We start from the raw sequence: 24154 nt of genomic DNA, 5'->3' as shown, positions 1-24154 counted from the left end.
CACACCCTTTTTTTGTGAAGGAGTAGCAATAGGCTGATTTACTTGCTTATTGCTTACTCCCTGTTGAGGTTTCTATTATCGAGAAAAACGAGAGATGTTCAACAAAACACCTACACCAGTGAGCATTAGTGTCAACGATGAACCACCGTAGCTTAAGAACGGCAACGTGATTCCTGTCACTGGAAACATCCCTGTCACAACACCAATATTGATGACCACCTGGATGGCAATCATGCCGATGATCCCTAGCGCAAGCAGACTTCCGAACAAATCTGGAGCCGTAATCGCCGTCCGCATCCCCCTCCACAACAAGAGGAGGAAAAGCAAGAGAATGAGCGTGCCTCCGATAAAGCCAAGCTCCTCCGCGACAATCGAGAAAATAAAATCATTGTAAGGCTCAGGCAGATACAGATGCTTCTGTCTGCTTTGCCCTAGACCAAGACCCAACAAACCGCCGGGACCTATTGCGTAAAGGGATTGGATGATTTGATAGCCGGTATTAAGCGGGTCAGACCACGGATCGAGGAAGGACGTAATCCTTTTGATTCGGTAAGGTGCTGACAATACCAAGCCGATGAAGCCAACAACTCCGATCATTCCCAATCCGACAAAATGACTGATCCGCGCACCTGACGCAAAAATCATGACAACTGCTGTTCCCATCAAAACCGTTCCTGTGCCCAAATCCGGTTGCAGCATGATCAAACCAAAACAAAGAACTGGGATTCCCAAGGCAGGCATAAGACCTTTTCGGAACAAGACAATTTGCTTCTGATTATCTGAGAGCCACCTCGCCAAGAATGCAACGACGCCAAGCTTTGCAAATTCACCTGGTTGAATTCCAAAAGCTCCAAAACCAAGCCAGCTTTTCGAGCCATTTACTTCAATCCCGATGATCAGAACCAGAATCAACAAACCGATACTCATCAAATACCCTGGCTTGGCCCAGTGCTTCCACACCCAGTAGTCGATATTCATCGTAATGTACATGGATGTAATCCCTAACAAAGCGAAGATCAGTTGCCGCTTGGCAAAAAAATACGGATCAGAAAATGGCGGCTTTTGCGCCACGATCGCGCTGGCGCTATACACCATCACGATGCCAATTCCCAATAAAAAAAGTGTTGCAAAAATAATTACGAAGTCGGGGGCAGAGCGTACCTTGCTCATCGTGCCAGGTCATCCTTTCTCATGCCGTCCCGCTTTTGTCATATTCTTGATGGTGCAGTGGGACGTTATGCTAGGCTTGTTTTAAGTCTATGCACGCCGTCCTTAAACATGCTCCCCCTTGTCTCAAACGAAGGAAACATGTCCCAACTCGCACAAGCAGGGCTCAGTAGGACCACATCACCTGATTCGGCCAACTGGGAAGCAGCAAGAACGGCTTTTTCCACAGTATCGACATGGATACGCTCATTAATCCCTGCTTCCTGAGCACGTTCCAGTAAAATCGGAGCCGTTTGCCCGAGAGCGATGACTGCTTTTACTCGACCTTGGATCACAGGTAGCAGTTCCCGAAAATCAACACCACGATCCAATCCGCCGCAAATCCATACGACTGGCTCCTTGCATGCTTGCAAGGCGCGCGATGCCGCCTCCGGATTGGTAGCTTTTGAATCATTGAAGTATTTGACACCGCGGATTGAATCCACGAACTCCATCCGGTGCTCTACCCCTGGGAAGGTAGTAAGAACTTGAATAATCGATTGCTTGTCCGCGCCCGCGAGCTTCGCAACTAGAATCGCTGCCAATGCGTTGTCCAGATGAGGAACAGTAATGTCCGCTATCGCAACGATTGGCTCTGTATTCCCATTCCCATCCGCAAACAGGATCAAACCATCCTTGATAAAAGCTCCCTTTGGCACCTCTTGACTCTTGCTAAAGTAGTAGATAGCTGAAGGAAGGTCTTTGCATTTTTCTACGATCTCTGGTTGGTCATATGGCAAAATAGCTGCGTCATCTGCCGTTTGGTTCGCAAACATTTTCAGTTTGGCGGCCAAATACTCTTCCATTGTGTGATGGTAATCCAGATGTGCAGGATACAGATTGAGCAAAACACCGATATGCGGGCGGAATTCCCTCGTCCCCATCAACTGGAAGCTACTCAATTCGGCAACGAGCCATTCGTCGGGACCAGCTTCCTCTGCTAGCCCGCACAACACGGTACCAATGTTTCCTCCTACCTTCGCATCCAAACCCACTTCTTTAAAAATCAGTCCGACGAGCGTAGTAGTCGTGGTCTTGCCATTGGAGCCTGTAATGCCGATAATCGGTGCCTTGGCAATCTGGGAGGCCAGCTCCACTTCCGTCACAACAGGAATGCCTAGTGCCTGCGCCTGCTTGATGGGTGCTGCTTCATACGGAATCCCTGGATTTTTGACCACCAGGGATACACCTTCATGAATCAGATCATCTGGGTGATAGCCGCAAATGACCGGAATCCCCAACGATTCCAGCTCTTCTATCCCCACCGCTTCTTCACGTGGCTTTTTATCATTTACAACGACATGAGCACCAAAGCGGTGTAGCAGTTTTGCCACTGCGACACCGCTCTTTGCCATACCAATAACGACGACATGCTTATCTTGAAAACGCATCATCTGATTGTCACCACCTCAAGGTATACACCCAATCCAGCAAAGAACATACCAACGAGCCAGAACGTGACAACCACGCGCCACTCTGACCAGCCTGTTAATTCAAAATGATGATGCAGGGGACTCATACGGAAAATGCGCTTTCCACGTGTCTTAAAGGAGACTACCTGCATAATAACAGAGAGCGTCTCGACAACAAATACCCCACCGATAATAGCCAAGAGCAATTCCGTCTTGGTCATGATTGCAATTCCCGCTAGCGCTCCACCAAGTCCGAGTGAACCGGTATCACCCATGAACACGCGTGCCGGATGTGCATTGAAGACGAGGAAGCCAAGTAGCGCACCTACAACAGCCGCACTAAAAATAGCGGTGTCATAATCTTGACCAAACCACGCGATGATCGCATAAGCACCAAAAGCAATGGCTCCCGTCCCTGCCAATAGTCCATCCACTCCATCTGTGATGTTAACGGCATTCGTTGTACCTACCAAGAGGAACAACAGGAATGGGAAGTAGAAATAGCCGAGCTCCAGCTTCCACGGTGTACCTGGCAGATGAATAGACGTGTCATGCCCCATCATGAGCAGTAAAATATAAGCGCCGATTGCCAAGACAATCTGACCAGCAAACTTCTGTTTGGCGGTCAACCCGAGGTTGCGTTTTTTCTTGATTTTGATGAAATCATCCAGAAACCCGATTAAACCGTATCCGAGAGTCACCAATAACAGGAAGTAAATTTCCATTTTCGCATTGGCAAACTTCAACACGGTAAATATGAGTGCCAAAAGAATGATGGTGCCTCCCATGGTGGGAGTTCCAGCCTTCTTATAATGGGATTGCGGTCCTTCCTCACGAATTGCCTGCCCAAATTTCAGGCGGCGAAGGAATGGAATAAACAATGGGCCAATGAGTACGGCGATGAGAAACGCAGCGACGATCGTGACGATTAGGACGTTGTCAACGAACATGCCCGAGCCTCCTTTCTTTCGATGCAGTGTGTGGCATCTGTTTTATTCTTGGTTGTACCGGGCAATCGCTTCGCGCGCAACTTCACGGTCATCGAAGGGCAACACCTGGTCTTTAATAATTTGATACGTTTCGTGTCCTTTTCCGGCGATCAAGATCACATCGTCCGGCTTTGCAAGCGAAACTGCATGCGCAATTGCTTCACGTCGGTCTGCCAGTGCCGTATAACGATCTGATGCCACTTCTGACAAGCCAGCCAGCATGTCATCAAGAATCGCCTGCGGCTCCTCCGAGCGCGGATTATCTGATGTTAAGACGGTCAGATCAGCATATTTCGTTGCAATTTGCGCCATGATTGGGCGTTTGGTTCGATCCCTGTCGCCTCCGCAGCCAACGATGCAAAATACGTTGCCACGAGCAAATTCCTTGACGGTCATCAACGCGTTTTCCAAGCTGTCTGGCGTGTGGGAGTAGTCGACGAGTACCGCAAACGGCTGACCAGCATCTACTGCTTCGAATCGCCCATTTACGCCCGCTACCTCTTCCAGGCTCGCTTTGATTTCTTCTAGTGGAATACCTTCTGCGAGTGTAACCGCGATGGCTGCCAATGCGTTATACACATTGAACTTTCCCATCAGCTTCAAGTTCAGACGCGCACTGCCAGCGAAGCTTTCGACTGTAAAAGAAGTTCCTTTACTGGTGATTTCGATTTGCTTTGCCCTTACATCTGCTGGTTGATCAATGCCGTATGTAATGACTCGCGCCGGTGTAACGGTAGCATATAATTCGGACGCCTCATCATCCGCATTCAGTACAGCCGTTTTTAAACGGTCTGTGTCATAGCTGTTGCCCAGCTGGGAAAACAACAATGATTTGGCGTAGCGATAGTTTTCCATCGTTTTATGATAGTCGAGGTGATCCTGCGTCAGGTTGGTGAAAACCGCTGTATGGATTTCGCAACCGCGGACCCTTCCCAACTCCAGTGCATGAGAAGAAACCTCAATAATCGCATAGTCTGTGTTTACATCGCACATGCGACGAAAGCTTCTTTGCAAATCTATGGCATCCGGAGTCGTATTTTTGACTTCCTCCGTTACGTCTCCAATTCTCATATGGATCGTCCCGATTAAGCCTGTTTGCTTGCTTTGATCGCATAAAATTTTGTCGATCAGATGCGTAGTGGTCGTCTTGCCATTTGTCCCCGTTACGCCAATGACTTTTACTTCTTTCGTAGGAGATCCGAAAATACGATCAGCCAGCATAGCCATTGCCCGCCGGGTATCCGGTACTTTGACAATAGTCGCTGGCACGTCCAGATCTTGTTCGGATAACACGGCAACGGCACCATCCTTCACCGCCTGGGCCGCGAACGTATGTCCATCCACGGTATATCCAGTCAGACAGACAAACAAGTAGCCGGGCTTTACCTGGCGCGAGTCTGCTGTCAAACCCGTAATCTCCATGCTGTCATCCCCCGAAACCGTTACTGGCAACAAAGGCATGAGCAGATCCCGTAGAAACATGAAACAGGCACCCCATTCTCCAACTAGTATAGACAGAAATTTGAACATTTGTACTTGGCTACGCCGTACATTTAGGCGCAGTCTTGACGAACAAAGGCAGAGCGAACGTAGACAAGCCTACTCCCCTCCGCCTTCGAAATCTCATTTTATAGCTAATTGGTCAATTTGTCACCAAGGTATATGCGAATTTTTCCGCCCTCATCAATTTTTACTCCGGGAGCAGGGGACTGCTGGATGACGTACTGACCTTTACCTGAAACGACTAGCGGCAGAGTATCATATGTTGTCACTACGTCTCTCATGGATTGTCCGACCATGTTTGGTACTTCGATTGGCGCCCTTTCTCCAAGTGCTTTGTTAATTTCCTTAGGGATGCCATCTTTTCGTTTCGGTACATTCAAATGTTGAAGGGAGGATTCCATGATACTTTTTACACTCGGAGCGGCAATCAATCCACCAAACGCCAGTGCTTTCGGATTGTCTACGGCGAAATATACGACGATCTGTGGATCATCAGCCGGCGCAAAGCCGATAAACGACACGATGTATTCCCCATCCATGTAACGGCCATTTTTTACTTTTTGCGCGGTTCCCGTCTTTCCTCCTACCCGATACCCTTCAATATATGCCTTATTACCCGTTCCTTGAGCGACCACACTTTCCAACGCATGCCGAACCTTCGCTGAGGTCTCCGCGGTAATCACCTGTCGAACTTCTGTCGGCAAGGTCCTCGCTACGACATCGTGTGTCACACTATCCCGCCATTCTTTGGCGACAAACGGCTTCATAAGTTTGCCCCCATTGATAGCGGCTGAGACTGCAGCCATTTGTTGAATGGGCGTTACAGATACCCCTTGACCGAAAGAAGTCGTCCCCAGCTCTACCGGTCCCACTTTATTCAAGTTGAATAACAGCCCGTTTTCTTCGCCAATCAAATCGATCCCTGTCTTTTGTCCGAAGCCAAATTTTTTGATGTAGTCAAAAAGTCGTTCTTTTTGCAGTCGCTGGCCCATTGTAACGAAGCCAGGGTTACAAGAATTCTCTACCACTTCCAGCATCGTTTCCTGTCCATGCCCCTGCCGCTTCCAGCAACGCAATCGTTTACCGGCCACGTTTATGAATCCCGGATCGTAAAAGCCTTCGTTCAGATTGATGACTCCTTCGTTTAAAGCGGCAGCCAGTGTCACAATCTTGAATGTGGAACCAGGCTCGTATGTTTTCCAGATAGGGAGATTTCTATTGTACACCTCTGAAGGATAGTCTCTGTACGCATCCGGTTGAAAAGTCGGGCGACTTCCCATTCCCAATATTTCTCCTGTCTTTGGATTCATAGCGATCGCTAGAACATCATCTGGCTGATACGCGACCACCGCCTGATCCAGCTCACGTTCGATAAACGATTGGATGGTACTGTCGAGTGTTAAATACATGTCCATGCCATTCACGGGTGCTACGTAGTCTTCGGTTCCACCTGGTAGTACGCGCCCTTTGGCATCTGACGGAAATGAGATATGCCCCTCGGTACCCATCAAGAAGGGATCATAAATCTTTTCAAGCCCTGTCAACCCTTGATTGTCAATGCCTGTGAAGCCAAGAATATGGGCTGCCATATTACCGTTCGGGTAAAAGCGCTTCGTATCCCCTGCCAAGTATATCCCTGGCAAATTCAACTCTTGTATTTTTCTTGCCTTTTCAACAGACAGTTTTCTTCCACCTGGAATCTGGTTGTTGCTCATTTCTTTTTTCGTAATGGCACGAAATACATCTTCTTCTTTTCGCTCCAAAATGACGGCGAGCTGTCTCGCTGTTTCTTTAGGGTCTTTGATTTGCGCCCCTACCGATACCAGTGTGGGGACGGTCATATTCGTCACGAGCTCATTGCCGCTTCTGTCTAGAATGCGACCGCGATTGGGTTGAAATTTAATTTCCCGCTTGAGCAGTTCATCTGACATTTGCGAGAGTTTCGGTCCTTCTATCAATTGAACATAACCCAAACGGGTGACAAGTGCCGAATACAAAACGACTCCTACAATCAAGATGATAAAAATGCGACGGCGTACAGTAGCATTGGATACCCGCAAAGCGAGTCCCCCCTCAAATAGGTTGTCTCTTCTTAACCTTATTCGCAGGGGGGACTAGTTAGAACTATGGAGTTGTAGGTGTTTGTGTTGTTTGGTCTCCTGGTTTGTCAGGAGGAGGTACCTGTCCAGATGCTGGCGGCTGTGCTGCTCCACCTTGCCCAGTTTGCTGACCAGAAGATGGCGGAGCCGTATTATTTCCACCTGTTGGATTTGTAGTAGTATCCGCTGCCGTATTGCTTGGCGTCGTTGTAGTAGGCACTGTGCTGCCCTCCTGACCTGGAGGAGGTGTTGTCGGTACAGCTGGAGTTGGTTCCGACACGGATTGCAGCGTCACCTGAAGCAACTCTGTACCCTGGAGCACCGTTCCCGGAGGAATACTTTGTTGGGTGACGAAGCCTGTTCCAGTCGATTTCATTGCGAGATTGATCAAAGAGCTGAACTCCATGACGTCCCGCAATGATTTTCCTTTGAAATCAGGCATCTTTGTTCCTTTGACCCTGTCAGTTACTAGGATGATCTGTTCACCTGGAACGACCTGATCATAGGCTTCCGGATACTGTTTGACGATCTTCGTACCTGTCCCGGCTACCGTGACCGTCAAATTGTCCTGCTTCGCTCGCAATTGCGCAGCTGTCGTGGACATGCCTTCAAACTTTGGCAATGTCTTCGGTGTAGCAGGTGAAGATGTAAGTGCTGCCTGTGCTTCTTTTTTCGTCGTCGCCTTTTCAGGCTGTTTATCCTTGACTAACGACAGATCGGGCTGCTGCTGCAAATATTGCAGGCTGCGTTCCATAATGGATGTAAACATAGGAGCGAGCATCATTTTACCCCACAATGCATACCAAGCATCTGTTTGCGGATCATCAATAACCACATAGACCAACAGCTTTGGATTGTCTTTTGGCGCAAAACCGATGAAGGAAACTACATAACGTCCATCCATAATTTTTCCTGTGTTGGGATCATATTTTTGTGCAGTTCCCGTTTTTCCCGCTACTTGGTACCCTTCGATCTGATATTGTAAACCGGTTCCGGGCTTCTCTGAGACAACCTTACCCAAAATGTCACGTGTCTGTTTCGCAGTCGCTTCACTTACAACCCTCTCCACAGCCTCACGTTGCGTGCGATTGACGACTGCTCCCGTGTGAGGATCGCGCATTTCTTTTACAATATGAGGTTTTAGAAGCTCTCCTCCATTCGCGATCGCCCCCACAGCGGCAACCTGCTGGATCGCCGTAACCGTCGCTGCTTGTCCATACGTTGTTGCAGCCCAGTCACGTGGTGACCGAGGTTTTTCCAGGTTGATCAGACTTCCTTTTTTCTCGTAGGGAAGCTCAATTCCGGTTACTTCACCCATCCCGAATTTTTTGAAGTATTTCTTCAAACCCTCCAGCTTCAACCGTTCATACCCCAACTTCGCGAACAATACGTTACTGGATCGCTGAACCCCTTCCAAAAAGCTGATAGTCCCCCAACCAGCACCATTGTTGTGGTCACGGATCGGAATCTGCCCCTTGATGGTATAAGCACCTGATTGATAGGTTTCATTCTGATTAAACATTTTTTCTTCAATCGCTGCCGCAAGAGTAATAATCTTAAACGTAGAGCCCGGCTCAAACATTGTGGTGACAGCATGATTATTGTAATTCTCAATCCCGTTGTAGTACGTATTCGGATTAAACTGCGAGCGGTTGCCCATCGCCAATACCTCACCCGATTGCGGGTCGGCTACAATGACCGTCATGCCCTGCGGCTTGTACTGCTGTTCCACCGTGTCAAGCGCTTGTTCTACATAATCCTGTATCTGGCGATCAATGGTGAGATATACATCTAAGCCGTCTTCTGCCGGAATGTACTCCCCTTCTCCGTCTGGCAGCTGGTAGCCAGCACGATCCCTTTGGTACGCAATATGTCCCTTTTTGCCAGCCAATTGTTCGTTCAATTGTAGCTCAATTCCCATTTTCGGTTCATCGTATAAATCCAAATAACCGATCACATGGGAGGCGAAGGCATTATTCGGATAAACTCTGCGAGTCGTTTCAGTCAAATAGATGCCTGGGAGCTGGTTCTTTTTGACTTGCTCTCCACTTGGCAACTTGGGATATTGCAATTGCAGAATGCGATTCCTCTGCTCTTCACTGATCTTTTGCCCGTAGCGTCCCAATTCCACTACTTTACTCGATTTGGTCAAATTCTTCACCAATTCTGGAACAGGCGCATTCAAAATAGGAGCCAGCATATTCGCTGTGTAGTAAGGATCTTTCACCACATCTTCGTCTCTTGCATCAAGTGGCTTCAGCCTTGCATTTACCGTGTATGCCTTACCCTCATACGCCAAAATCTCTCCATTTCGATCATAGATCGCTCCACGCTTCGGCTTCAAAACATGTTCTCTGTCCCACTGCTTTTGTGCAGTTTCCATAATTCTGGCAGCCTCTGCCGTTTGGATCCAATAAATTCGAAAGCTCAACGTCGAAAAGGTCAAGATCAGGCATAAGGCTACCACGAGAATTCGCCAATTTACTTTTCGTTTCCATTCCATCTCCATTCAACTCCGTCGCATCAAAGATCGCCCGCTTCCCAAGAAAGGCAGATGGGGGAGACGAACGCAACCTAGCCGAGTCAGGAGCAGACTCGGGTTCATTTAAGAAAAAATGTTACCGCATGTAAGAGCAGTAACATTTAAGGTTTTTTGGGTTGTGTTTGTGGCAGAGAACTCGCCTGTACTTCTGGTTTCCCAATCGTATGTACAGCTGCTGGATTGTATACCATCCCCTGCTTCTCTGCTTCTTTTTGCAGGCGATCCCGGTTAGTCATTTGCTCAATTTGTAATTTCATCGTTGCATTATTTTCTGTCGTCACACGGTTTTCATGTTTAGTGCTTTGGATTTCGTAATTCAACTGGGAAATTTGCGAGTAGCGGACACCCACTAGACCCAAGCCGACGACGGTTAACGAGATAAATAAGAGATACAGCAATTTTTCTCCGGTCGGAATCGTTGGCTTGATCCGAACCGTTCGCTTTGTTGTCTTCGTTACAGATTTGGATTGTTGTTCCAACTCCATAGCTAAATTTCCTCGGTAGTAATAACTCATCGCTTCTCCCTCTCCTTTCTCGTTGTTTCCGTTCTACAGCTTCTCCGCTACCCGTAGCTTAGCTGATCGTGCACGCTTATTCGCTTCCAATTCTTCTTCAGATGGCAAAATCGGCTTCTTTGTAATGACTTTTACGACAGCTTTATTCCCACATGTGCAAATTGGAAAGGCTGGCGGGCATGTGCACCCTTTTGAAAAGTCTTGATAAATTTGTTTGCAGATTCTGTCCTCTAAGGAATGAAACGTGATGACGCTTACCCGACCTTCTGGATTCAAGACAGTAATAGCATCGACGACGGCCTCTTTGAATGCATCCAGCTCATCATTGACTGCGATTCGAATTGCCTGAAATGTGCGTTTTGCCGGATGGGGTCCGGTACGGCGCGCAGCGGCAGGAATTCCTTCCTTAATCAATTCAACCAGCTCACCTGTTGTTTGGATCGGCTGCTTCTTTCGTTGTTGAACGATTTGCCGGGCAATTCTCCGGGAAAACTTCTCTTCTCCGTACAGCCAGATGATCTTGGCAATCTCTTCTTCTTCCCACTCATTGATAATGTCATAGGCTGACAATGACGCTTGTTGGTCCATTCTCATATCCAGAGGCGCATCAGCATTGTAGCTGAAGCCACGCTCTCCCTCATCCAACTGTGGAGAAGATACCCCAAGGTCAAACAAAATTCCGTCTACGCCAGACAAGCCTAAATCGCTTACAATGTCTTTGATATGGCGGAAGTTGCTCTTTACCAGCGTGACTCTATCCATATAGGAAGCGAGTCTTTCGCGGGCATTATCCAGCGCCCAGTCATCCTGATCGATGGCGATAAGTCGACCGCCCTCCGTCAGCTTGGAAGCAATCAAACTGCTATGCCCAGCTCCACCGAGTGTACAGTCTACATAAATGCCTCCAGGACGAATATTTAGCCCTTGGACAGCCTCATCCATTAAAACGGTTACGTGATGAAACGACAATGTCGTCACTCCTGTTCTTCTCGCTGCTACAAATTAAAATCAACCAGTTTTTCGGCAATTTCTCCAAAAGAGCCTTCTGACTGGGCAAAGTAATCTTCCCAGCGTTCCTTGCTCCATACCTCTACACGGTTTGACACCCCGATGATCACACATTCTTTTTGCATGCCTGCATGCTCACGTAAATTGGGTGGTATGTTTACCCTTCCCTGCTTGTCCCACTCGCATTCGGTGGCACCTGAAAAGAAAAATCGTGTAAATGCGCGAGCATCTGCTTTTGTAAATGGGAGAGACTTGAGTCTTTCCTCTAGTTGTTTCCACTCATCTTGCGGATAAGCAAACAAACATTGGTCCAGCCCGCGGGTAATAACAAAGGAAGTGCCTAGCCCTTCACGGAATTTGGCTGGGATCGTCAGGCGGCCTTTTTCGTCGATGCTGTGCTGATATTCCCCCATGAACACGCCCTGGTCCCCCACTTTCCTGTCGGTTGGCTCCACTTTCCCCCACTTTTCCCCACCTAGTACCTATTTGTTATTATAAAAAAAAATCCTGCGTTTGTATGCAGGATTTTTTCGCATATTTTTTTGCCGGGAAAAGACGGGATTCGAGGGACTATTCGACCCAGCTTTCCAGGTAGGATTTTTGCTCATTTGTCAATTTGTCGATTCCGATGTTCAGAGCTTCCAACTTGTACTGAGCAACCATTTGATCCAACTCGAATGGTACGTTCAGCACTGTTTTGCCAATGTTTTTGTACTGTTCATTGACATAAGCCAAGGATACTGCTTGCAGAGCAAATGTCATATCCATGATTTCAGCCGGATGTCCGTCGCCAGCAGCCAAGTTCACGAGGCGGCCTTCTGCGAGCAGATACACTTTTCGACCATCAGTCAAGACAAATTCTTCAATATCTTTACGCACAATACGGGAAGATGTCGACATTGCATTCAGATCGACCTTGTTTACTTCGACATCGAAGTGACCCGCGTTGGACAAGATTGCGCCATCTTTCATCACTGCAAAATGCTCTTTGCTGATGATATCGCGGTTACCTGTCACTGTTACGAAGTAGTCACCATGCTTCGCAGCTTCGAGCATTGGCATTACTTCAAATCCATCCATGTAAGCTTCTACCGCTTTGATTGGGTCGATTTCGGTTACGATTACTTTTGCGCCCAAACCTTTTGCACGCATCGCTACACCTTTACCGCACCAGCCATAGCCAGCTACCACAACAGTTTTACCAGCTACTACGAGGTTCGTTGTACGGTTGATACCATCCCATACGGATTGACCTGTACCATAGCGGTTATCGAACAAGTATTTGCAGAATGCATCGTTTACGGCAACCATCGGGAACTCCAGCTTGCCTTCTTTCTCCAACGCTTTCAGACGCAGAATACCTGTTGTCGTTTCTTCTGCACCACCACGTACTTGAGACAACAGATCACGGCGCTCGCTGTGCAAAATAGTAATCAGGTCGCCACCGTCGTCAATGATCAGGTCAGGACGAGTTTCCAGTGTTTTGATCAGGTGCTCTTTGTATTCAGCAGGATCTGGGTTGTATTTCGCAAATACGCGAATACCATCTTCTACCAATGCTGCGCAAATGTCATCCTGCGTGGACAGCGGGTTGGAACCGGTAATGGTTACTTCAGCGCCACCAGCTTGAACTACTTTTGCCAGATAAGCTGTTTTCGCTTCCAAGTGCAAGGAGATCGCAACTTTCAGGCCTGCAAACGGCTGCTCTTTTTCAAAGCGCTCACGAATGCGGTTAAGGACAGGCATGTGTTCTTTTACCCAATCAATCTTCAGATGGCCGTTGTGCGCCAACGCCATATCTTTTACGATGCTTTCAGATACTGTGTTCATGTACGGATGGACCTCCTTTTATCTCATAAAGCAACCTTGTCTATCATATCATACGCCAGTTCAACCATCATCAGTTTTTCCAATTACTTTCCTGTTATCGGCAGTTGACACTTTGCGGTTTCTACCGTGAGCATCTCCAAAAAGCGTAACAAAGCCTGTGGCATCCATTTCTTTTTATGGTAGACCAACTGTCGGAAAACACGGATATCCGGATGGGAAAACGGGAGTATCACAAGTGTACCATTTTTCACTTCTTCTTGTACGACAATTTTCGGAAGCAACGCAATTCCTAAATCATATGTAACACATTGTTTTATCGCTTCCAGACTGCCGAATTCAAAAGAAGATTCCACGGTGGCCCCTGCTTCACGCAACACCGATTCCATCATTCCTCGGTAACTGCATCCCTTTTCTGTAAAAATCCAGGTTTCCCCGGTAAAATCATGAGTTTCTACCTTCTCTTTTTTTACCAGCGGATGGGTAGGGGCAGCAACAACAACTAGTTTTTCTTCACCTAAAACGACATTGGTCAGCTCAGATTGATCTTGGAGCCAATCGAGCACAAAGGCGAAATCGAACTTCCCTTCCTTTACCCCCTGTCTCAAATCTTGGCAGATGCCCGGCGCAAGCATGATCCGCATACGTGGCTGCTCCATGCGAAATTTTTGCAAATAAGGTGGTAAATAAAAGGCTGCCAGGGACTCCACTGTTCCGATACTCAATGTTCCCGCCAAATGTGCCTGCTCTGACAGATTCGCTTTTGCTTCATCTAATACGGCTTGTAGCTGTTCGCTGTAGCCGAGAAGCACTTCTCCTGCATGTGTAAGCCTGATTTTTTTGCCCCAACGCTCGAATAGGCTGACACCGAACTCCGATTCCAGATTTTGAATTTGGGCCGTCACACTAGACTGTGCGTAGCCTAAAATTTCTGCTGCACGTGTAAAGCTCTGGCATTTTGCTACTTCACGGAATGTTTGCAAATAACGAGTATCCAGATTTCCCCCTCTTTTCATCGGAAAAATCGATTCCAATTATCTAATATTATAGATAACTCCGATGATTAAGTCTATGCTACACTTCAGTTACCAACGACAAGGTAAGTAAAAAAAGTGAGGGATCTACCTATGGGGAATTTATCCAACCAAGCCCCCGGACTAGCCAAAACACTGCGACTTCCGCAGATCGTCGCCTTATACATCGGGGCGGTGATCGGTTCCGGCGTACTGCTCATCCCCGGACTCGCAGCTGAGAAGGCTGGCCCTGCTTCCATTTTAGCTTGGCTCGTCATGTCTATTCTCGTCCTGCCTATGGCCATTACGATGGGGCTGTTATCTGCTCGTTATCCGAGCTCAGGTGGAGTCTCTACATTTGTACGGACGGCGTACGGAGATCGATTCGGAAACATGGTAGGCTGGTTCTTTCTCTTGTCTGTCCCGATTGGCGCACCGATCCTGAGTGTGACAGGGGCCAACTACATTGCGATCCTGCTGAACTGGAGCGAGTCGCAAGTATATGCGACTGCTGCTCTGCTTCTGCTCGCTGTCCTTATGATGAATGGTGTAGGCTTGCATGTAGCTGCACGTGTCCAAACGATTGTCGTTTCGCTGATTATCACGATTTTGATTTTGGCCGTTGTCGCAAGCATTCCGCATGCATCTGTCACTCACTTTACCCCTTTTATGCCAAACGGATGGTTGAGTGTCGTGCAAGCAGCAGGTCTGATGTTCTGGTGCTTCATTGGGTGGGAAGCCGTAACGCATCTCTCAGAGGAATTCGTCGATCCTGCGAAAAACGCGATTCGCGGTGTTTTGTGGAGTGCGGGAATCGTTGCTCTCTTGTATTTTGCCGTGGCCTTTATGACTGTGGCTACGCATAGCTACGGGGTCAGCATCTCTGCTGCATCGCTCAGTGTCATGGTTCAACTCTCCCTGGGTCCGATCGGCGGATGGATTGTAGCCGTAACCGCCTTGTTCATTTGTATCGCAACAGCCAACGCCTACATTGGAGCTGCGTCACGCATCGCCTATTCGTTGGCGCAAGAAAAGATCGCTCCTCGCTGGTTTGGCACCCTCCACGCCAAGTACCGGACTCCAACCGGCGGACTTCTGTTTCTCTCGCTTTGTTTTGTCGTCGTTCTCGGCGTACTCTATTTCGACGTAATCGACTTGTCCAGACTCATCGAGCTACCCAATGCAACCTTTTTTGCGACTTACATCGGCGGGTGTCTAGCTGGGGTCCGACTCTTGCACAATAGTCGCGTAGGACGAATCGCTTCCTGGACTTCTCTCGTCTGTACAGTAGGACTCTATCCATTTTTGGGGTGGTCCGCTCTCTATCCCCTCGTGATCGCACTCGTCCTTTTTATCTGGCAAAAACGTCATGCCTGACACAAAAAAAAGGCTGGGGTCTTGTCCCAGCCTTTTTTCTTATTCATCTTTTCCAATCAGTCGAAACGTTTTGCCATCGCTTGAGTAAAGGTAAAACGTGCGATCGACGCTTCCACCCAAATCTCCAGCGTAATATTGAACCGTCATTCTATATTTATTCATTCCGATTTTTGCAAAGTACATCAGCTCATTAAACTGCGGAAACCGGACATAATCATACACTTCATACTGCATAAACGAAAAATTCTCGCGTAAAAACGATTCACTCACAGGCAGATTATTTTTCTTTACATACGCGACCAAGTCATCAAAGCGACGAATCTTTTGCTTATCCATCACGTCTCCTACAAATGACGAGACAGCTTGTGTCATTGCCTTTTTCTCGCTCTCTGTTACATTGCCAGGGTACAGCTCGCCGATTTTTGTTTCCAAACGATTTAACAGGACGACTGCCTGTGCTCTGTTAATTTTGTCATCAGGACGAAAGCTTCCATCTGGAAAGCCAGCCAAAATCCCCATTTTGTAGGCAGGGTAGACCGTCATCACCTGTGTTTCATTTTCGACCGAAAGATCCGTGAAAAATTTCGCTGTCGTTCCCCGATATTTTTCCCCTTCTGATTGATGCCCGATGGCTGCCAGCAAGGTTCTTGCCGCTTCCAACCGCGTCATGCTATCCGTCGGTTTCCCGGATGGCATGATACCCGCTGAAGCCAAATGGTGATAGGTTTTTTCCGACCAACGTCCCGCCGCAGCTTGCAAGTAGGTCTCTTTGATAAAGCTCTCAGGCTCATGACCTGTAAAGGAAGGAATGACGCGTTCAATCAGGGATAAAAACTGTTCTTGCGTCACCGTTTGCTCTGGTTTAAAGGTTCCGTCGGGAAAGCCTTTAATCAATCCTTTTTTGGTAGCAATCCCTATTTCTTTTGCTGCCCAATGTCCATTTGTGTCGATAAATGCAGGGGAATTGGCTACGTATTCTTCCCGTGCGTCGGCCTTTTTCAATCCTGCGGTTGCGATGCCCGTCAATAAAACCGACAAGCTTACAACTAGTAGAGTGGCTTTTTTCCCGATTTGTTGTAATGTAATCTGCATCCCGAGTACCACCTTTCCCCAAAAACAATCCATTACTACTAATACGCATAATTTGTCGGAAAAGTTTCGGCATAATTTGAAGAAAAGTTTACCATGTGCGTAAACAACAAAAAAATAGCCGGGTCCACTTCTAGGACGATCCGACTATTTTGCTTTGTATTTTACAGGTAATAAAGTTGATGAGTACCATCATGCGCGAATGGCGCGTCTACTAAACGGTCAACCAAGCCAAGCCCATACTTATTTGCAAACGGGAAAAACGAATGCTTTCTTTCTTGCAGCCCACCTTCGGGCAACAATGCGGTCTCAATTCGTTGGACGCGTACATACTCCACGTCATCTTTTTGCTGTAGCGAACGAATCAGACGCTCTTCCAAAAAGGATACTTGCTCTAACAGTAGCTTACTATTTTTCTCAGCCAGACCACGCAATCCGCCATCCAGAGTAACGACCTCCTCTACCAGCGGACGATAGATAGACAAGATCGACTCCCGTGCCGATGCGAATTGCTGCTCCAACGGATGTGGCGCCTGGTTTTTGGACCACTCGGTTTTCCAAGCGGTGAAATCAGTCAAGACTTGTTCAATAGAAAGCCCCAAGCTATCCAGCAGTCTCAGTTGAGCACCTTCCACAAGGGTAATGGACATACGAGGCAATACGATCGGCATCTGCATCCCGAATAGCTCGAATATCTCCCGATAATATGCCCAATAAGCAATCTCGCCCGGCCCTCCAATGAAGGCAAGCGTAGGAAACAGATGCTCCTGCATCAACCCACGAGTAACAACATTTGTGCTAAAACGCTCCGGGGAATCTGCAACCTGCTTGAGCAGTTCATCGCGACTGTAAGAACGTCTCCGATTGATAAAGCGCTCCCCGTGACGTTCTAGCAGCAATCGATCATCGCCCTCATAGACGAATAGATTGGCTTGATGCTCTTCCACTTGCAATTGAAGCGGATAGCCAGCCGTTGAAATCCGATCCGCTGCCCGTAGCAACACCTTCGTCAATTGCTCATTGTTCTCAATGATCTGTGAAAAGATGGGTTGCTGCAGTTCACGAACAATCGGCAACGAGGATTCAACCAGAACCAGACCGTGCTTGCCAAACAGTTTTGCCATCAAGCGGGCAAACCACTCTGCGACTGTACGCGAATCTGCTGCAGTCTGCGTCAGCAACTCACGAATCTGTTTGGTTTCGGTAGTCTCTGTCTGTCCCTGGAGAAACTTTTCCAGGAACTGCGTACACAGTTCAGGGTCCAAGGGTAGCGTACTTGCGGATTGGCGGCCCTTTTTATTCAGAGCCAGTCGCTCTTTGTGTAGGCGCTTCCCATCGTCCGCTCCCCAGTACACATGATCGATCTCATCGATATCATGGTCTTCGCCAGCAATCCAGAACACCGGAATGACGTTTGCCTGAAGCTCGGCAGACAGCCTCTTCGCTGCCTGGATTAAATGAACAGCTTTGTTGACCGTATAGAGAGGTCCACCCAGAACTCCTGCTTGCTGACCGCCAATGACCACATAAGTGTCTGGCTGTTTGAGCAACTCGATATTTTTCAGTGCTTCAAGGTGAGTACCCATCTCTTTATTAAAATGATATAAGCCTTCCACGAGCTGGTTCCGGTGAGGATAGGATTGACTTTGAAGCCATTCCACGCGTTCTCGGTAGGACTGTTCACGGTAGGGATTATGCGCAAAAAACTGTAACGCAGAGGCATTTTGCTGCTGGTACTCCTGTGCCAGCGGATTCGCCAATGGAAGCGCGAGACATTCAACATTCATGCTAGCTCACCTTTCTTACGGGCCATGGTCAACCAAAATTATAACATGCTCCACGGCCACAAAAAACAAGACAACCCACTTTAATGGGTTGTCAAAGTGTAATACAGGCTCGTTTGCGCTTGTATTAAAATTGCGGAGGGGTGACGGACCAGATTAACAACGCTTCCGTTTCTCCTGTATTTTCGATTGAGTGTGTTTTGCTGCTGTCAAATGAAATACTGTCTCCTGCTTCCAATACATGCTCTTCATCGTTGAAGCGCGCTGTCACACTACCGGTAATGACAGTGAAGCACTCTTCTCCCTCTGACTGCACGAACTTGTCGACAGCCATTTCTCCAGGCATCAGTCGTACTTCCAGCATCCCTAGCTTGGCGCTACCTCCCATCGAGAGCAGCGAATAAGTGCCCGTCGATTCAGGAAAGACCAGTTGTCTGCGTTTTTGCAAGCGAGTCACATGCACCTGCTTTTGATCAATATCTTCGAAAAAATGAATGATGGGTGACTCCAGAGCTTTGGTGATTTTCCACAGCGAATCAAGCGACGGCTGCGAAATTCCACGCTCTACTTGGCTCAGCAAACCTTTGCTTAACCCTGTCTTGCCTGCCATAATTTCCAAGGTAAAGCCGCGTTCTTTCCGAATCATTCGAATCTTGTGACCGATGGTCTCGATGGGAAGTCGCATATTTCCAACCTTCTTTCTTATCGGAATAAATACGATATGTATCAACAGTGCTTTACACGACACCCATCGTTTTGATAATTCCGGTCGTAAACAGCACTATGTAGACGATTCCAAACCAGAGAAACGACAAACGCCAAGCCGAAAATCCTACCTTTTTGAGGGAGAGCCGTCCCTTCCACTTCATCTGTACCCACCCAAGGAACACGGTTACCACCAGGTAAAAGCAGAATACCCACCACCAAGCGGAAAAAGCCTCGGGCCAGATCAGTTCGTATGTGGAAACGGCAGAACGAATCACCAAAAGATTCGTGATATTTATCGCGAAGCGGCCTGCCAATTTCTTGTTCCGCGTCGTCGCATACAAGATGAAATAAACGAGCGGAAACCCGAGAAACGGCACAACCGTCAGCGTACCCCACAAATAGGCCCAGACATTCGCCAAAAAGGTCATCTACTGTCGCCTCCCTCCTTCCGTATTCCCATGTCTGACTTCAGAAGGATAACGCGAAGCAAGGTTTCGTGCAGCGGAGTCGGAATCCCAGCCTTTTGTCCTACTTGGACGAGATAGCCGTTGATAGACTGCACTTCCGTCGGTCTGCGCTTCTTAATATCCTGCAGCATGGAGGAAAGATTACGGGAAGTATTTCGGCAAATGGAGACAATTTCCTGCAAGTCTGCATCCTCGATTTTTTGTCCGGCATACGCAGCCACTGCAGCTGCTTCCACAAATAAAGCACGCATGAGCTGTTGCGTATGTGAATTTTCGAGAAGAGCACCATTTGGGATTTCAAAAAGCGCGGTTAACGGATTGATCAGCGCATTTGCGATGAGCTTGCGCCAAGCGAAGGGCTGTATTGCCTTTTCATAGACAGCCTCCATGCCTGTTGATAACGCCCATTCAACAAATGTACGAATCAGTGGATCATTGCAATCGGATGTCTCCCAAGAACCTACGCGCAAAGTACCTGTACCGGTATGCACGACTTCTGTCGGCGACAATCTCCTTGCTCCTTCCGTATTAATCGCAAAGAAGCACTGTGTCTCAGTTAAAACGGTTCGAAGCAATTCGTAATGACCCATGCCATTTTGCAAAGCGATCACTCTTGCCTCAAGGTCTACCCCTTGTAAGGCTGGAAGCACGCTGTGCAAATCTGGCTGCTTTACAGTTAACAGATACAGATTCCCTTCAGGCAATCCTTCTTCAATGGGGCTGGCGGCGACGGGAACAGTGACTGTTTCGCCATTTAGCTTTTGAAAGCTGAGCCCGCGTTCATTTAGCTGATTCGCCTGGAGTGAACTGCGTGTAACAATCGTAACAGGTTGTCCAGCGAGTGCGAGCCTTGCTGCATACAGCAGCCCGACAGACCCTCCACCTATGACTACCACCTGATACTTCCTTGGTTCTAGCAGCATTTGTTCACCCACATTAATCAATGCTTATTTTTCAAGAATAACAGAGTTTTCGGGATTGTTCAATTGATTGCCACAAAAAAAGATCGAAATTATCGAAATATTCCTAGGTTATTACACATTTTCTGTAAAAAAAATCAGGCTATCGCCTTTTGACGACAGCCTGAACCCTGATTTATACAGGATAAACTGCATGCTTTCTGTCCGAAAAAACGTGACGCTTTTCCTTGTAAACCTCGTAGCGCTGGATTAATTCTCGTCTCAGCTCGCTTGGAGGCACAACAGCATCAACAATCAAGTTGGATGCCAGTAAGTACAGATCGATGTCTTCCTGATACTCTCTGCGTTTTTCCTGAATAAACGCTTGACGCTCTGCCGGGTCCTCAATCGCCTGAATTTTGTTACTGTAGACGGCATTGACCGCCGCTTCTGGTCCCATCACGGCGATTTGGGCACCTGGAAGTGCGAGGCAAGCATCTGGTTCAAACGCAGCGCTGGCCATTGCATACAAGCCGGCACCATACGCTTTGCGTACAATGACGGATATTTTCGGTACCGTCGCTTCCGCCATGGCGGAGATCATTTTGGCCCCGTGTCTGATAATGCCTGCCCGCTCTACTGCTGTCCCGATCATAAAGCCAGGAACATCTGCCAAGAACAGGAGTGGGATCGAAAACGCATCGCACAACGTGATGAATCGAGCCGCCTTGTCAGCCGAGTCGACAAACAGGACTCCTCCCTTCACACGCGGTTGGTTGGCAATGATTCCAACAGGCTTGCCATCTAGTCTCGCCAATCCGGTAATCAGCTCTTGGGCAAATAATTTTTTGATTTCAAAGAACGAATTCTCGTCGACCAATGCTGTAATGACATCATGCATATTGAAAGCTGCATTTTGGTTCTCCGGCACGATACTCGTGATTTCCTTCGCTGTAGGCACAGGGGCTTTCGCCAGTGTAGTCGGCGGCGTCAACGTATAGTTCGCCGGGAAGAAACGCAGATAGCTGCGCGCTGCTTGAATCGCTTCTTCTTCATTGGCAGCCAGTACGTCGCCGCATCCGCTGACGGAGCAATGCATGCGTGCGCCTCCCAACTCTTCCAAGCTCACTTTTTCTCCAATCACCATTTCCGCCATACGCGGAGAGCCCAAGTACATGCTCGCGTTTTTGTCGACCATGATGACAATGTCACAAAAAGCCGGGATATAAGCGCCACCAGCAGCAGAAGGTCCAAACAAAATGCACACTTGTGGAATTTTGCCGGAAAGCTTCACTTGGTTGTAAAAGATTCGCCCTGCACCCCGTCGGCCTGGGAACATCTCTAATTGGTCAGTGATACGTGCTCCTGCTGAATCGACGAGATACAGAAGAGGAACACGCATTTTTTCAGCTGTCTCTTGAATGCGAATAATTTTTTCGACGGTCCGCGATCCCCAAGACCCTGCTTTCACTGTCGAATCATTGGCCATCACGCAGACAGTTTGACCATTTACCTTGCCGATTGCGGTTACAACTCCATCCGCTGGCAGATCACCTGCCATGACATTCGCGAACAGCCCATCCTCGACCATGAACTCGTCATCGAACAATAGCTTGAGGCGATCGCGGACGAACAGCTTGTTTTGCTCCTTGAGCTTGTCATGATACTTGGCATCGCCCCCTTGCACTACTTGGGCGATTTTTCCATGCAATGTGTCTTCCAAATGTTTGGTCATCAGCGTAATCCCCCTCGTCACTCACCGCGGTATATCGGTTTTCGTTTTTCTTGAAAGGCTGCGAGTCCTTCTAAGCGGTCTTTCGTCGGGACGAGCAGCTTGTACGCATTGCTCTCAATCTGAAGTCCGCTAGCTAGCTCGACCTCTACTCCACAATCGATGGCAAACTTGGCTTGGGCTAAGGCAAGTGGAGCATTCTCTGAAATTTGCTCGGCCAAAGAAATTGCTGTCGCCATGAGTTGATCAGCGGGAACAATCCGATTGATCAACCCAATGGACAGTGCCTCCTCTGGAAATACACGCCTTGCCGTAAAGATCAGTTCCTTGGCGACGCCTTTTCCAACCAGCCGAGGTAAACGCTGTGTTCCGCCAGCACCCGGGATGATCCCAAGCGATGTCTCCGTTAATCCCATCTGGGCATGTTCACTCATGATCCGCAGATCGCACGCCAATGCCAATTCTGTACCGCCCCCCAGGGCCAGCCCGTTAATCGCCGCGATGACTGGTTTCGGTAGCTTTTCCAGCTCTGTGAACGTATCTCGAATCGTTTGGATATATACATCAACCTGTTGTGGTGACATTGAGCGTCGCTCTCTTAAATCCGCGCCAGAGCAAAACGCCTTGTCACCAGCACCTGTCACAATGACTGTCCGGATGTCACGATCATGGCTGATTTCACTGATCAAGCCGCGCAGTGTCACGAGCGTTTCAAGATTGAGGCAATTAAAAACTTCTGGCCGTTGCAGCGTTAGTACGCCGATTGCGCCCTCTCTTTGCAGGGAAACCGTCATATTCTATCCCCTCTTTGCGAATGTGTGGAAAATACAGATCATCCAGCTGGTTTGCTTGCGAGCGATGCCCGCAGCACTTTTGAGGGGAGCTCTTTGTCCAACTGCTGCCCAATATACGCACCAGCCTCAATCAACTTCTCGAGATCGACACCCGTGTCATAGTCCATTCCATGCAACATGTAGACCAAATCTTCAGTCGAAATGTTGCCGGCAGCTCCTGGGGCATACGGGCATCCACCAAGGCCGCCGATCGAGCTGTCAAAGATCCGGATTCCTTCATCCAGCGCTACTACTACATTCGCCAATCCAGTTCCTCTCGTATCGTGGAAATGGGCGGCTAAGCGCTCGTTCGTAACATCTTTCACAAGTTCGCCAAAAACCTCGTGAACCTGCTTCGGTGTTGCAACCCCTATCGTATCCCCGAGAGAAATCTCATACACTCCCATTTCCAAAAGCGCCTCTGTCACCCTGCGGCTATTGTCCAACGGAACGTTTCCCTCGTACGGACAACCGAACACCGTTGAGATATATCCGCGAACTTTCATCCCGAGAGCTCGTGCTTCCTGGGCAGCCTCTCGCAGGATCGGAAACGTATCTTCTATCCGTTTATTGATGTTTTTTTGATTATGCGTTTCAGAGGCAGACATGAACAGGGCAATCTCTGTCAGTCCGCATTGACGCGCCCGCTCCAGGCCGCGAATATTTGGAACCAATGCGCTAAGCGTTACCTCTTGGCTGCGATTGATTCCCTGCAAGACCTCATCTGCATCCGCCAATTGCGGTATCCATTTCGGATTCACAAACGAACTTGCTTCTATTCGCTTCAAGCCTGCTGCCATCAGCTTATGAATCAGCGCGATTTTTGCTGCTGCCGGAACGATCGCGCTCTCATTTTGCAGTCCGTCACGAGGACCGACCTCCACGATTTGCACACGCACAACAAGTCACCTCCTCGCCTAGCGGTCGCTCAGTTTAGAAGCATTCTAATCCTATTCCAAAACGACAATGATATCGCCATCGTTGACAAAATCGCCAATATTCGCTTTTACTTCCACAACCTTGCCAGAGGCTTGAGCCTGTACAGGAACTTCCATTTTCATCGATTCCAGTACAAGAACATCTTGTCCTTCATTGATCTCGTCACCTGGCTGCACCAGTACATTAATAACGGTTCCTGCCATATTGGCTGG

21 protein-coding genes are annotated in these 24154 nt (G+C 48.3%); 1 reads left to right on the top strand and 20 read right to left on the bottom strand.

Annotation, left to right across the window (positions count from 1 at the left end; all coding sequences use genetic code 11):
- Nucleotides 1-75 precede the first annotated feature (75 nt).
- The 11 genes from spoVE to PMI05_RS04320 form a co-directional block, all read right to left on the bottom strand.
- Nucleotides 76-1170 (bottom strand): stage V sporulation protein E, encoded by a 1095-nt coding sequence (gene spoVE, locus PMI05_RS04370; RefSeq protein ID WP_007717705.1) that lies wholly within the window; start codon nt 1168-1170, stop codon nt 76-78.
- Between the two features lie 65 nt (nt 1171-1235).
- The gene (murD, locus tag PMI05_RS04365) at nt 1236-2600 is read right to left on the bottom strand and encodes a UDP-N-acetylmuramoyl-L-alanine--D-glutamate ligase (protein ID WP_007717702.1); all 1365 of its coding nucleotides are present in this window, start codon (nt 2598-2600) and stop codon (nt 1236-1238) included.
- A complete protein-coding gene (gene mraY, locus PMI05_RS04360) occupies nt 2597-3568 on the bottom strand; it encodes a phospho-N-acetylmuramoyl-pentapeptide-transferase (protein ID WP_007717699.1) in 972 nt (323 codons plus the stop codon). Before mraY ends, murD begins: the two co-directional genes overlap by 4 nt.
- A gap of 42 nt (nt 3569-3610) precedes the next feature.
- Complete coding sequence (locus PMI05_RS04355; protein WP_039960225.1) at nt 3611-5089, bottom strand: UDP-N-acetylmuramoyl-L-alanyl-D-glutamate--2,6-diaminopimelate ligase; 1479 nt, start codon at nt 5087-5089, stop codon at nt 3611-3613.
- A 152-nt stretch (nt 5090-5241) separates the two neighbouring features.
- Complete coding sequence (locus PMI05_RS04350) at nt 5242-7170, bottom strand: stage V sporulation protein D (RefSeq protein ID WP_007717697.1); 1929 nt, start codon at nt 7168-7170, stop codon at nt 5242-5244.
- Between the two features lie 64 nt (nt 7171-7234).
- Entirely contained in the window at nt 7235-9712 is a 2478-nt protein-coding gene (locus tag PMI05_RS04345; RefSeq protein ID WP_007717696.1) for a penicillin-binding protein, read from the bottom strand.
- Between the two features lie 140 nt (nt 9713-9852).
- Nucleotides 9853-10266 (bottom strand): cell division protein FtsL, encoded by a 414-nt coding sequence (locus PMI05_RS04340; protein ID WP_007717695.1) that lies wholly within the window; start codon nt 10264-10266, stop codon nt 9853-9855.
- A gap of 33 nt (nt 10267-10299) precedes the next feature.
- Nucleotides 10300-11244: a 16S rRNA (cytosine(1402)-N(4))-methyltransferase RsmH gene (rsmH, locus tag PMI05_RS04335; protein ID WP_039960221.1), complete on the bottom strand. Its 945-nt coding sequence runs from the start codon at nt 11242-11244 to the stop codon at nt 10300-10302.
- A 17-nt stretch (nt 11245-11261) separates the two neighbouring features.
- Complete coding sequence (gene mraZ / locus PMI05_RS04330; protein WP_007717680.1) at nt 11262-11693, bottom strand: division/cell wall cluster transcriptional repressor MraZ; 432 nt, start codon at nt 11691-11693, stop codon at nt 11262-11264.
- A gap of 151 nt (nt 11694-11844) precedes the next feature.
- Nucleotides 11845-13104 (bottom strand): adenosylhomocysteinase, encoded by a 1260-nt coding sequence (locus tag PMI05_RS04325; RefSeq protein WP_007717670.1) that lies wholly within the window; start codon nt 13102-13104, stop codon nt 11845-11847.
- A gap of 83 nt (nt 13105-13187) precedes the next feature.
- Entirely contained in the window at nt 13188-14117 is a 930-nt protein-coding gene (locus PMI05_RS04320; RefSeq protein WP_007717668.1) for a LysR family transcriptional regulator, read from the bottom strand.
- 111 nt (nt 14118-14228) lie between these two features.
- Between PMI05_RS04320 and PMI05_RS04315 the strand changes: the two genes are divergently transcribed.
- Nucleotides 14229-15491: an APC family permease gene (locus tag PMI05_RS04315; protein WP_007717666.1), complete on the top strand. Its 1263-nt coding sequence runs from the start codon at nt 14229-14231 to the stop codon at nt 15489-15491.
- 39 nt (nt 15492-15530) lie between these two features.
- Here the strand turns inward: PMI05_RS04315 and PMI05_RS04310 are convergent, their stop codons facing one another.
- From PMI05_RS04310 to PMI05_RS04270, 9 genes are all read right to left on the bottom strand, one after another.
- The gene (locus PMI05_RS04310; RefSeq protein WP_007717663.1) at nt 15531-16583 is read right to left on the bottom strand and encodes an S-layer homology domain-containing protein; all 1053 of its coding nucleotides are present in this window, start codon (nt 16581-16583) and stop codon (nt 15531-15533) included.
- Nucleotides 16584-16744: 161 nt separating this feature from the next.
- On the bottom strand, nt 16745-18367 hold the full coding sequence (bshC, locus tag PMI05_RS04305; protein ID WP_007717660.1) for a bacillithiol biosynthesis cysteine-adding enzyme BshC: 1623 nt from the start codon (nt 18365-18367) through the stop codon (nt 16745-16747).
- 124 nt (nt 18368-18491) lie between these two features.
- Complete coding sequence (locus PMI05_RS04300) at nt 18492-19049, bottom strand: cupin domain-containing protein (protein ID WP_007717657.1); 558 nt, start codon at nt 19047-19049, stop codon at nt 18492-18494.
- A gap of 52 nt (nt 19050-19101) precedes the next feature.
- A complete protein-coding gene (locus PMI05_RS04295; protein WP_007717653.1) occupies nt 19102-19500 on the bottom strand; it encodes a DUF3397 domain-containing protein in 399 nt (132 codons plus the stop codon).
- On the bottom strand, nt 19497-20462 hold the full coding sequence (locus PMI05_RS04290) for a ketopantoate reductase family protein (RefSeq protein WP_039960218.1): 966 nt from the start codon (nt 20460-20462) through the stop codon (nt 19497-19499). Before PMI05_RS04290 ends, PMI05_RS04295 begins: the two co-directional genes overlap by 4 nt.
- A gap of 172 nt (nt 20463-20634) precedes the next feature.
- Nucleotides 20635-22173, bottom strand: a complete 1539-nt coding sequence (locus PMI05_RS04285; protein ID WP_007717633.1) for an acyl-CoA carboxylase subunit beta — start codon at nt 22171-22173, stop codon at nt 20635-20637.
- Between the two features lie 17 nt (nt 22174-22190).
- Nucleotides 22191-22964 (bottom strand): enoyl-CoA hydratase-related protein, encoded by a 774-nt coding sequence (locus PMI05_RS04280; RefSeq protein ID WP_007717631.1) that lies wholly within the window; start codon nt 22962-22964, stop codon nt 22191-22193.
- Between the two features lie 38 nt (nt 22965-23002).
- The gene (locus PMI05_RS04275; RefSeq protein WP_007717628.1) at nt 23003-23902 is read right to left on the bottom strand and encodes a hydroxymethylglutaryl-CoA lyase; all 900 of its coding nucleotides are present in this window, start codon (nt 23900-23902) and stop codon (nt 23003-23005) included.
- A 51-nt stretch (nt 23903-23953) separates the two neighbouring features.
- A partial coding sequence (locus tag PMI05_RS04270; RefSeq protein ID WP_007717626.1) for a biotin/lipoyl-containing protein occupies nt 23954-24154 on the bottom strand: 201 nt, incomplete at its 5' end.

Origin of the sequence: Brevibacillus sp. BC25 (genome assembly GCF_000282075.1) — a bacterium.
GTDB lineage: Bacteria > Bacillota > Bacilli > Brevibacillales > Brevibacillaceae > Brevibacillus.
This window is presented reverse-complemented; position numbering and strand designations above follow the sequence as displayed.

Coding starts and splice junctions, on each gene's coding strand:
- murD (WP_007717702.1), bottom strand. CDS start 2,600: ATGATGCGTTTTCAAGATAAGCATGTCGTCGTTATTGGTATGGCAAAG.
- PMI05_RS04355 (WP_039960225.1), bottom strand. CDS start 5,089: ATGTTTCTACGGGATCTGCTCATGCCTTTGTTGCCAGTAACGGTTTCG.
- PMI05_RS04280 (WP_007717631.1), bottom strand. CDS start 22,964: ATGACGGTTTCCCTGCAAAGAGAGGGCGCAATCGGCGTACTAACGCTG.
- PMI05_RS04345 (WP_007717696.1), bottom strand. CDS start 9,712: ATGGAATGGAAACGAAAAGTAAATTGGCGAATTCTCGTGGTAGCCTTA.
- spoVE (WP_007717705.1), bottom strand. CDS start 1,170: ATGAGCAAGGTACGCTCTGCCCCCGACTTCGTAATTATTTTTGCAACA.
- bshC (WP_007717660.1), bottom strand. CDS start 18,367: ATGAATGTTGAATGTCTCGCGCTTCCATTGGCGAATCCGCTGGCACAG.
- PMI05_RS04285 (WP_007717633.1), bottom strand. CDS start 22,173: ATGACCAAACATTTGGAAGACACATTGCATGGAAAAATCGCCCAAGTA.
- PMI05_RS04315 (WP_007717666.1), top strand. CDS start 14,229: ATGGGGAATTTATCCAACCAAGCCCCCGGACTAGCCAAAACACTGCGA.
- PMI05_RS04340 (WP_007717695.1), bottom strand. CDS start 10,266: ATGAGTTATTACTACCGAGGAAATTTAGCTATGGAGTTGGAACAACAA.
- PMI05_RS04320 (WP_007717668.1), bottom strand. CDS start 14,117: ATGAAAAGAGGGGGAAATCTGGATACTCGTTATTTGCAAACATTCCGT.
- PMI05_RS04300 (WP_007717657.1), bottom strand. CDS start 19,049: ATGCGACTTCCCATCGAGACCATCGGTCACAAGATTCGAATGATTCGG.
- mraY (WP_007717699.1), bottom strand. CDS start 3,568: ATGTTCGTTGACAACGTCCTAATCGTCACGATCGTCGCTGCGTTTCTC.
- PMI05_RS04290 (WP_039960218.1), bottom strand. CDS start 20,462: ATGCTGCTAGAACCAAGGAAGTATCAGGTGGTAGTCATAGGTGGAGGG.
- PMI05_RS04310 (WP_007717663.1), bottom strand. CDS start 16,583: ATGCAGATTACATTACAACAAATCGGGAAAAAAGCCACTCTACTAGTT.
- PMI05_RS04325 (WP_007717670.1), bottom strand. CDS start 13,104: ATGAACACAGTATCTGAAAGCATCGTAAAAGATATGGCGTTGGCGCAC.
- PMI05_RS04295 (WP_007717653.1), bottom strand. CDS start 19,500: ATGACCTTTTTGGCGAATGTCTGGGCCTATTTGTGGGGTACGCTGACG.